We start from the raw sequence: 9,503 nt of genomic DNA, 5'->3' as shown, positions 1-9,503 counted from the left end.
AAGACTCATGTAGAAGGGTCTAGGTAGTAGGGAGTAGGTATTAGGGACTAGGGACTAGGGAGTAGGGAGTAGGGAGTAGGGAGTAGGGAGTAGGGAGTAGGGAGTAGGGGATGTCGTTCCCCGCTACCGCTCAATCCCTACTGCCTAAGCCCTGGCCGCTACGCGGCCAGATCGCGCAGCACGTATTGCAAAATGCCGCCATTCTTGAAGTAGTCGAGTTCGTCCAGCGTATCGATGCGGCAGATGATCGGCACGTTCTTCACGGTGCCATCGCCATAGGTCACCTTGGCGATCATCGTCTGGCGTGGCTTGATGGTGCTTATGCCGTCGATCTCGACCAGCTCGTCACCCTTGAGGTTGAGCGAGGCCCATGAGGTGCCTTCCTCGAAGACGAAGGGGATGACGCCCATGCCGACCAGGTTGGAGCGATGGATGCGCTCGAAGGACTGGGCGATGACGGCACGGACACCGAGGAGATTCGTTCCTTTAGCTGCCCAGTCGCGCGAGGAGCCGTTGCCGTATTCGACGCCGGCGAAGATGACCAGCGGCACGCCTTCCTTTTTGTATCTCATCGCCGCGTCGTAGATCGATTCCTCTTCCTTCGACGGGTAGTGGATGGTGTAGCCGCCCTCGCGGCCGTTCTCGCCCAGCATGTGGTTGCGGATGCGGATGTTGGCGAAGGTGCCCCGCATCATCACCTCATGGTTGCCGCGCCTTGTGCCGTACTGGTTGAAGTCGGCAACGCCGACGCCATGGTCGGTGAGGTATTTGCCGGCCGGGGAAGCGGCCTTGATCGAACCGGCCGGTGAGATGTGATCGGTGGTGATCTTGTCGCCGAACAGGCCGAGCACGCGCGCGCCCTTGATGTCGCCGATCTTGCCGAAACCGGAGGTCATGCCGGCGAAATAGGGCGGGTTCTGCACATAGGTCGAGTTGTCGTCCCAGGCATAGGTCTGGCCTTCCGGCGCCTTGACGTTCTGCCAGTATTCGTCGCCCTTGAAGACGTCGGCATATTTGCGGGCGAACAGCTCACGTGTGACGTTCTTCTCGATGAACTCCTGGATCTCGGCCGAACTCGGCCAGATATCCCTGAGATAGACCGGCTTGCCGTCGCGGCCTTCGCCGAGTGGCTCGGTGGTCAGGTCCTTGGTGACGGTGCCGGCCAAAGCATGGGCTACCACCAGCGGCGGCGACGCCAGATAGTTCGCCTGCACGTCAGGCGAAACGCGGCCTTCGAAATTGCGGTTGCCGGAGAGCACCGCGGCGGCGATCAGGCCCTTATCGTTGATGGTCTTGGAGATCGGCGCTGGCAACGGGCCCGAATTGCCGATGCAGGTGGTGCAGCCGAAACCAACCAGGTTGAAGCCGATCTGGTCGAGCTCCTTCTGCAGGCCGGACTTTTCCAGATATTCGGCGACCACCTGGCTGCCCGGCGCCAGCGAGGTCTTCACCCACGGCTTCTGGTTGAGGCCGAGCCGGTTGGCGTTGCGCGCCAAGAGGCCGGCGCCGATCAGCACACTCGGATTCGAGGTGTTGGTGCAGGACGTGATGGCGGCAATGACGACATCGCCATGGCCGAGATCATGGTCGGTGCCTTCGACGGCATAGCGCTTGTGGATTTCGGCAGCCTTCTTGTACTCGGTCTCCATCGCCTTGGCGAAGCCGGCCGGAATGCCTTCGAGCGGAACGCGGCCTTCGGGACGCTTGGGACCTGCCATCGACGGCACGACGCTGTCGAGCTCGAGTTCGAGCAGGTCGGTGAAGACAGGGTCGGCCGAGCCGGCGTCACGCCACATGCCTTGCGCCTTGGAATAGGCTTCGACCAGGGCGATGCGGCTTTCCTCGCGGCCCGACATTGTGAGGTAGCGGATGGTCTCGCCATCGACCGGGAAGAAGCCGCAGGTGGCGCCATATTCGGGCGCCATGTTGCCGATGGTGGCGCGGTCGGCCAGCGTCATGTTGGACAGGCCCGGGCCGAAGAACTCGACGAACTTGCCGACGACGCCCTTCTTGCGCAGCATCTGGGTGACGGTCAGTACGAGGTCGGTGGCGGTGATGCCCTCCCTGAGCTTGCCGGTAAGGCGGAAGCCGATGACTTCGGGCAACAGCATGGAAACCGGCTGGCCGAGCATCGCCGCCTCGGCCTCGATACCGCCGACGCCCCAGCCGAGCACGCCAAGGCCGTTGATCATAGTGGTGTGCGAATCGGTGCCGACGCAGGTGTCGGGATAGGCGGTCGTTTCGCCGTCTTCCGTGTTGGTCCAGACGACCTGACCGAGATATTCGAGGTTGACCTGATGGCAGATGCCGGTGCCGGGCGGCACGACGCGAAAATTGCGGAACGCCTGCTGGCCCCATTTCAGGAATTTATAGCGCTCTTCGTTGCGCTCATATTCGAGCTCGACATTCCTAGCAAAGGCCAGTGGCGTGCCGAATTCGTCGACGATGACGGAGTGGTCGATGACGAGGTCGACCGGCACCAGCGGGTTGATCTTCTGCGGATCGCCGCCGAGCGCCTTGAGGCCGTCGCGCATGGCGGCCAGGTCGACCACCGCCGGAACGCCGGTGAAATCCTGCATCAGGACACGCGCGGGGCGATAGGCGATCTCGACGCCGGCGGTGCCCTTGTCGGTCAGCCAGCCGGCAACAGCCTGGATAGAGTCCTTGGTGACGGAGCGGCCGTCTTCATTGCGCAAAAGGTTTTCCAGCAGCACCTTCATCGAATAAGGCAGCTGGGCAATGCCGGTGAGGCCGTTCCTCTCGGCCTCGACCAGATTGTAATAGACATAGTCCGCGCCACCCACGGTGAGGGTGCGGCGGCAATTGAAACTGTCGAGGGATTTTGACACGTGCGGTCCGTCCTTGTCTGTTCAGCCTGAAAGGGAACGGACGCCGATGGGCATGCAATCACGCGCAAAGGTGCGGGTACGGCCATTTCCGCTGTCCGTTCCCAGCCAACCCGAGCCGTTCAAGGCGGCGCGTGCGCTGGTTCGGCGCAAATTCTGTTCCCGTGCCGACCGCTGGCACGGATGTCCCGCATATAGAGAATTTTCTGGAATAGTTCTAGACAGTTGCGGAGCAAATTTGTGCGATGCGGCAGCTATCGCGCGGTAAAGTTTTCGGGACGGGCAGGCATGCGGCTGATTGCCGAAAATCTGGGCGGCGAACGCGGCGGCGAGACGGTCTTTTCCGGCATCGGTTTTGCGCTCGACAAGGGCCAGGTGCTGGTCGTCACCGGGCCGAACGGCTCGGGCAAATCGACGCTGCTCAGGGTCATCGCCGGGCTGCTGCCGAAGGCGCAAGGCGATGTGCGCATCGAGGGCGGCGAGAGGTTTCCGACGATCGCTTCGGCGGTCCACTATCTCGGCCACCTCAATGCAATGAAGACGGCGCTCAGCGTGGCGGAGGATCTGCGCTTCTGGCGCGATTTCAACGGCGATGGGCAGTTGGGTGTCGGAGAGGCGCTGGAGACGGTTGGTCTCGGCGGCATCGGCCATCTGCCTTTCGGCTATCTGTCGACCGGGCAAAGGCGGCGCGCGGCAATTGCGAAATTGCTGGTCAGTCATAAGCCGCTGTGGCTGCTGGATGAGCCGACGGCTGGGCTGGACAAGGCTTCGGAGGCGCGGTTTGCGGGGCTGATGACGAGGCATTGCGCGGAGGGCGGGATTATTGTCGCGGCGACGCACTTGCCGCTGGGATTGGATGGGGCGAAGGAATTGAGGATGGGAGCAACAGGGTGATGTCGGCATTCCCGCCCACCCCCCTCTGCCCTGCCGGGCATCTCCCCCGCAGGGGGGGAGATCAGATGTCATGCCGGCTTTCGCCAATCACCGGCATTGAAAAAGAGGCGTCAGCAACGGAGCTGCCAATCTCCCCCCTTGCGGGGGAGATGTCCGGGAGGACAGAGGGGGGTGTGAAGGAACGCCACCTTCGGCAAGATGGCGATCAAACGGCAGGCGCGGCTTGGCAATGCTAGCCCTCTTCCTGCGCGACATCCGCCTCTCCATCCGGGCCGGCGGCGGAGCGCTCACCAGCGTCATCTTCTTCCTCGCCGTCATCGCCACCATCCCCTTCGGTGTCGGACCGGACCTGAAGCTGCTCGCCCGCATCGGTCCGGCGATCCTTTGGATCGGCGCTCTGCTCGCCTGCCTGCTCGGCCTCGACCGGCTGTTTCAGGCCGATCGCGAAGACGGGTCGCTCGATCTTCTGGTGCTGGGCAATGACCGCCACATGCTGGCGTTGACGGTGCTGGTGAAGTGCCTGGCGCATTGGGCGGGCAGCGTTCTGCCGCTGGTGGTTGCGGCACCTCTGCTGAGCCTGTTCATGAACATGGAGCCGCTCAGCATCGGCGCCACCGCGCTCACGCTGCTGGTCGGCACGCCGGCGATCACTTTCATCGGCGCGGTCGGGGCGGCGGTGGCGGTGGCGCTGCCGCGCGGCGGGCTGCTGATCTCGGTGCTGGTGTTGCCGCTGACCATCCCGGTGCTGATCTTCGGGGTGTCGGCGAGCTACGGCGCGGTGGCCGACCCTGATCCGTTCCTGCAGCCCTTCCTCATTCTTGCCGCGCTGACGCTGTTTCTTGCCGTGCTAGGTCCGGTGGCAGCAGCACTGGCGCTGCGGCATGGAACGGACTGATATGACCGCTGCGGCGCGACGATCAATTGCGAAGCCCCAGCCGCAAAGCTAAGAAAGCCGCAAAGCTATGGGAAGGCCATGATCGAGCACGACGAAGTGACGGTGGAAGGGGAGCGAAGCGCATGAGTGCACACGCACTCTATGTCGCGGCCGCCTATGGCATCACGGTGATCGTGCTGGCCGGGCTGATCGGCTGGATCCTGCTCGACCAGCGGACCCGCAAGCGCGAACTGGCAGACCTCGAAGCGGCCGGCGTGCGGCGTCGCTCGGACAAAGCCGGTACTGGGGCCAGCACTGGGGCCAGCAAGCCATGAGCACGGAAAGCGAAACGCCGGCGTCGCCGCGCCGCCGCCTGATCGTGCTGTTGCCGCTGCTGGTTTTTCTCGGCCTCGCCGGATTGTTCCTGTCGCAGCTTTTGTCGGGACGCGATGAGGCGGCAGTGCCGTCGGCGCTGATCGGCCTGCCGGCGCCGCAGACCAACCTGCCGGCGCTGGAAGGGTCAAACCTGCCCGGGCTGGATTCGAAAGCCTTCGCCGGCAAGGTAACGCTGGTCAACGTCTTTGCATCGTGGTGCGCGCCGTGCCGGGAAGAGCATCCGGTGCTCTTGCAGCTGTCGCAGGACAAGCGCTTGGTCATGGCCGCGCTAAACTACAAGGACCAAGCGCAAAACGCGCGCCGGTTCCTTGGTGATCTCGGCAATCCGTTCCAGGCGATAGGTGTCGACGAGGCCGGCCGCACGGCCATCGACTGGGGCGTCTACGGCGTGCCGGAAACCTTCGTCATCGGCAAGGACGGCAAGATTGCCTACAAGCATGTCGGGCCGCTGACAGGGGAGTCGGCGAGGGATGTTCTGTTGCCGCAGATTGAAAAGGCGCTCGCGGCACCGGGCTGACGTTGGCGCCATGCCCCCTCATCCGGCCGCTGCGCGGCCACCTTATCCCCGCGGGGGAGAAGAGGGAAGCATCGGCACAGGCTAGCTCCTCTCCCCGAGGGGAGAGGTCGGATTGTCCGAATTGCTCATGCAATTCGGTTTGGCAATCCGGGGGCGGTGCCCCGCTGACGTCCGAAAGCTCAGCCGTAGATCTGCTTGTGGACCTGGTAGAGCATTTCCGAGCGGTCGGCGCGCAGGTCGGCCAGATCGCGGCTCGTCAGGTTTTCGATTTCCGCGACGAGGCGGTTGTAGTGGCGGCGCTTGGCCATCGAGGTGCGCGCGCGGGAGAAGAGGTTGTCAAAAGCCATAGCAAGGGTCCTTTCGTACCGCATATCAGCGGTGAATTGTTCCTCCCTTGGTCGTTCGCACCATGACATAGGAATGGTGCGATGCAAAAAGAAGATGTTGCAATGCACCATTGCACAGGGCGCATAGCGGGTTAATACAGCGCTAACAGCACCATAAACGGCCGGACAGGCTGGCGGGCCATGCCGGCCGGGCACCTTTTGTCTTACAATTGCGCCTGCGCCACCTTGCCATCGCGCCCGCAGGCTGGCTTGATCCGCGCGTCACGTGATGCCCGGAGGAAATGCATGGCGACCGCAGACTATTACGAAATTCTCGATCCGCGTTTCGCGCGGCTGTTCAACGGCAACGCCCAGGTGGAAAAGCTGTTTACCGGATGTCAGTGGGCGGAAGGGCCGGCCTGGTTCGCCGCCGGCCGCTATGTCGTCTGGTCCGACATCCCCAACAACCGGATGCTGCGCTATGACGAGACCGACGGCAATGTGAGCGTCTTCCGTCAGCCCTCCGGCAATTCCAACGGCAACACCGTCGACCGCCAGGGCCGACTGGTGACGTGCGAGCATTCCGGCCGCCGCGTCAGCCGCACCGAGCATGACGGTTCCGTCACCACCATCGCGGCCGAATGGAAAGGCAAGCGGCTGAATTCGCCCAATGACGCGGTCGTGAAATCCGACGGCTCGATCTGGTTCACCGATCCGAGCTACGGCATCGACACCGACTATGAGGGCGACAAGGCCGAAAGCGAGATCGGCGCTTGCAATGTCTACCGGGTCGATCCGGATACGGGCGAGGTCGAGGCCGTGATCACCGACATGGTCCGGCCGAACGGGCTTGCCTTTTCGCTGGATGAAAGCCAGCTCTATGTCGTCGACACCGGCCGCACGCATGGCGCGCAAAACCCCGCGCATATGCGGGTCTTCAACGTCGGCAAGCACGGCAAGAAGGTGTCGGGCGGCAAGGTGTTCGCCGACTGCACGGCCGGCCTGTTCGACGGCTTCCGGCTCGACGAGGCCGGCCGCATCTGGACCAGTGCCGCCGACGGCATCCATTGCTACGATCCCGACGGCACGCTGATCGGCAAGGTCAAGGTGCCGGAAGTGACCGCCAATTGCGTGTTCGGCGGCAACAAGCTGAACTGCCTCTACATCGCCGGCACCACGTCGCTCTACATGGTGCGGCTGATGGTGAACGGGGCGAAGACGTATTGAGGCTGCTGGAAACGCTTCTCTGGCGGCCCTTGATGGCGTTTCTGCGCATGTCCGCGGCGCCTGTTGCGCGGCGGCCGCCGGAACCGCCGCCAAGCGGTTCGCCGGAGCGGATTTCGAAGCCGCCCAGCGGCGGCGGTATCAGACACAATTCAAGGGGAGGACGTCATGCCATTCGTCAACATCCGCATCGTCAAGGAAGTGATCGCCGCTGATCCCGCTGGCAAGAAGGCCGACATCGCCAAAAAGGTCACGGCGGCCATCATGGACGCCACCGGGCTTAGCAATGACGACGTCTGGGTGGTGTTCGAAGAGGTCAACGCGCGCGACTGGTATGTCGGTGTGACCGATGTCGAGACGTTGCGGAAGGGGTAGCACAGCGGCACGTTGGGGTGCGGCCGCACCCTTTCGTTCGTCATCCTAGGGTCTGCGCCGCGTCGCTTCGCTCCTTGCTCCGCCCTAGGATGACGAGGCAACGTCTGCGCGTATAAAACTCGCGAAAACCTGCACCGCTTCGCGCATGGCCCGCAGGTTCTCGTTCTCTCCCAGGATCGCTTCCATCTCCGGCGGTTTCTTGCCGAGCAAGGCAATCTCCAGAACCGCGTCCTCACAAAGCGCAAACGACATCGTCCGCATGATCTCCGCAAGCGCTGCGCGGGCGTAGAGCGAGCGCGCGGAGGCGTGGGCCAGCATGGCGGGCTTGCCGACTGCGGCGTCGCGTGAGACCAGCCAGTCGAGCGCGTTTTTCATGCCGCCGGGCACGCCATGGGCATATTCGGGGCAGGAGACGATGATGCCGTCGGCGCTGGTGACGGCCTCGATCAGCCGCATGGCCTCGGCCGGTGTGCGCTCGCCTTCGTCATCCGGGTTGAAGATCGGCAGCAGGCCGAGCCCGTCATAGACAGTTACGCGGCAATCCGAAGGCGCGTTCGCGGACAGCGCCGCCAGCAGCGCCGAATTGGTCGAGGCGGCGCGCAGGCTGCCGGAGATGGCGAGGAGTTCGATCACGGGGAAACAGGGCTAGGGAAACCGGCAAAGGACCGCAATGGCGAATCGTACCCGAAATCTACCACAGGGTCTTGCTGTAGGCTTCGTCCAGCGAGCGGTCGAAATCGTCGGCAGTTTCGGCATGCGCCATCTGATCGGACAGGATCTGACCGAGCGTCGGCAACGTCGCGCGGTCGTGCCAGCTGTCCGGCTTCCACAATTCGGAGCGCATGAAGGCCTTGGCGCAGTGCATGTAAGCGGCCTTGACGCTCACCACGACGACGCTTTGCGGTTGCTTGCCGTCGACGGTGAGGCGCTCGCGGAAACCGGCATCGACGGTTATGCGGGCGTCGCCATTGATGCGCAGCGTCTCGTTCATGCCGGGGATGAGAAAAAGCAGCCCGACCGAAGGGTTGAGCAGGATGTTTTCCAGCGTATCCAGCCGGTTGTTGCCGGGCCGGTCGGGAATGGCGATGGTCTTGTCGTCAAGGACAAGGGCGAAGCCGGGCCTGTCGCCTTTCGGCGTCACGTCGGCATTGCCGGCGCCGTCGGAAGAACCGATCAGCACGAAAGGGCTCTTGCCGATGAAAGAGCGGCAGTGGCCGTCGAGCGCCCTGAGTTCCTTGCGCATCGAGGTGTCGGTCGGCCGCGGCGTCTTGTAGATCGTCCTCAGTTCATCGCGCGTGGTGACGAATTCCATGGCCGTCTCCGTTTATTCTGACGCAATTCCGGACGGCTTCACACTTTTCCTGGAATTGCTCTACTTGCCGGCTTCTTCCACCTTCTCGGCCTTATCCTCGATCGAATGGTGCAGGATCAGCGGCATCTGGCTGAAGGTGAACAACAGGGTGATCGGCATGATGCCCCAGACCTTGAAGGTAACCCAGAAGTCGGTGGAAAAATTCCGCCACACCACTTCATTGGCAAGAGCCAGGAACAGGAAGAACAGGCCCCAGCGGAAAGTCAGCTTGCGCCAGCCTTCGGCATCGAGGCGAAAGGCCGAATCGAAGACATAGCCGAGCAGCGATCGGCCGAAATACAGACCGCCGAGCAGCACGCCGCCGAACAGGGTGTTGACGATGGTCGGCTTCATCTTGATGAACACGTCGTCCTGCAGATAGAGCGTCAGCGCGCCGAAGATGAAGACGACGACGCCCGAGACCATCGGCATGATCGGCAAGGTGCGCAGCAGCAGCCAGGAGGCGATCAGCGCGATCGCGGTCGCCGCCATGAACAGGCCGGTGGCGACGAAGATCGGCCCGCCGAATTCGGCCAGGACAGGAAATTTCTGCACCAGCCAGGCGCCGCGTGCATTGGCGAAGAAGAACACCATCAGCGGCCCGAGTTCCAGCACCAGCTTGAGCAGCGGATTGACGCTTTCTTTCTTCTTTCGCGGGTCGGACGGGTCGCGTTCGAGGATGGGTGGGTTCATGACTTCC

11 protein-coding genes are annotated in these 9,503 nt (G+C 63.1%); 6 read left to right on the top strand and 5 right to left on the bottom strand.

Annotated elements, in window-relative coordinates:
- Nucleotides 1–158 precede the first annotated feature (158 nt).
- Nucleotides 159–2,849 (bottom strand): aconitate hydratase AcnA, encoded by a 2,691-nt coding sequence (acnA, locus tag NKH22_RS26115; protein ID WP_023821952.1) that lies wholly within the window; start codon nucleotides 2,847–2,849, stop codon nucleotides 159–161.
- Nucleotides 2,850–3,134: 285 nt separating this feature from the next.
- On the opposite strand from acnA, the gene ccmA reads away from it, so the two are divergent.
- From ccmA to NKH22_RS26095, 4 genes are all read left to right on the top strand, one after another.
- Nucleotides 3,135–3,740, top strand: a complete 606-nt coding sequence (ccmA, locus tag NKH22_RS26110) for a heme ABC exporter ATP-binding protein CcmA (protein WP_023671732.1) — start codon at nucleotides 3,135–3,137, stop codon at nucleotides 3,738–3,740.
- 229 nt (nucleotides 3,741–3,969) lie between these two features.
- Complete coding sequence (gene ccmB / locus NKH22_RS26105) at nucleotides 3,970–4,635, top strand: heme exporter protein CcmB (protein WP_023698868.1); 666 nt, start codon at nucleotides 3,970–3,972, stop codon at nucleotides 4,633–4,635.
- Nucleotides 4,636–4,757: 122 nt separating this feature from the next.
- On the top strand, nucleotides 4,758–4,949 hold the full coding sequence (gene ccmD, locus NKH22_RS26100; protein WP_023671735.1) for a heme exporter protein CcmD: 192 nt from the start codon (nucleotides 4,758–4,760) through the stop codon (nucleotides 4,947–4,949).
- Nucleotides 4,946–5,527: a DsbE family thiol:disulfide interchange protein gene (locus tag NKH22_RS26095; protein ID WP_023821953.1), complete on the top strand. Its 582-nt coding sequence runs from the start codon at nucleotides 4,946–4,948 to the stop codon at nucleotides 5,525–5,527. Before ccmD ends, NKH22_RS26095 begins: the two co-directional genes overlap by 4 nt.
- Nucleotides 5,528–5,706: 179 nt before the next feature.
- On the opposite strand, the gene NKH22_RS26090 is transcribed toward NKH22_RS26095, so the two are convergent.
- Nucleotides 5,707–5,874, bottom strand: a complete 168-nt coding sequence (locus NKH22_RS26090) for a hypothetical protein (RefSeq protein ID WP_023742107.1) — start codon at nucleotides 5,872–5,874, stop codon at nucleotides 5,707–5,709.
- Nucleotides 5,875–6,159: 285 nt separating this feature from the next.
- Between NKH22_RS26090 and NKH22_RS26085 the strand changes: the two genes are divergently transcribed.
- Together NKH22_RS26085 and NKH22_RS26080 are read left to right on the top strand one after the other, a co-directional pair.
- On the top strand, nucleotides 6,160–7,080 hold the full coding sequence (locus tag NKH22_RS26085; RefSeq protein WP_023671738.1) for an SMP-30/gluconolactonase/LRE family protein: 921 nt from the start codon (nucleotides 6,160–6,162) through the stop codon (nucleotides 7,078–7,080).
- Between the two features lie 165 nt (nucleotides 7,081–7,245).
- Nucleotides 7,246–7,452, top strand: coding sequence for a tautomerase family protein (locus tag NKH22_RS26080; RefSeq protein WP_023683852.1), 207 nt, complete (start codon nucleotides 7,246–7,248; stop codon nucleotides 7,450–7,452).
- 84 nt (nucleotides 7,453–7,536) lie between these two features.
- On the opposite strand, the gene NKH22_RS26075 is transcribed toward NKH22_RS26080, so the two are convergent.
- From NKH22_RS26075 to NKH22_RS26065, 3 genes are read right to left on the bottom strand one after another with little or no spacing between them, the layout of a single operon-like run.
- On the bottom strand, nucleotides 7,537–8,085 hold the full coding sequence (locus NKH22_RS26075) for an NADPH-dependent FMN reductase (protein ID WP_023821954.1): 549 nt from the start codon (nucleotides 8,083–8,085) through the stop codon (nucleotides 7,537–7,539).
- Nucleotides 8,086–8,143: 58 nt separating this feature from the next.
- On the bottom strand, nucleotides 8,144–8,764 hold the full coding sequence (locus tag NKH22_RS26070) for a pyridoxamine 5'-phosphate oxidase family protein (RefSeq protein WP_023821955.1): 621 nt from the start codon (nucleotides 8,762–8,764) through the stop codon (nucleotides 8,144–8,146).
- Between the two features lie 60 nt (nucleotides 8,765–8,824).
- Nucleotides 8,825–9,496 carry a septation protein A gene (locus NKH22_RS26065; protein WP_023687683.1) on the bottom strand — a complete coding sequence of 224 codons (672 nt, stop codon included), beginning with the start codon at nucleotides 9,494–9,496 and terminating at the stop codon, nucleotides 8,825–8,827.
- Between the last annotated feature and the right edge of the window lie 7 nt (nucleotides 9,497–9,503).

This window comes from Mesorhizobium sp. M1252, assembly GCF_040318265.1.
In the GTDB taxonomy this organism is placed as follows: Bacteria; Pseudomonadota; Alphaproteobacteria; order Rhizobiales; family Rhizobiaceae; genus Mesorhizobium.
This window is presented reverse-complemented; position numbering and strand designations above follow the sequence as displayed.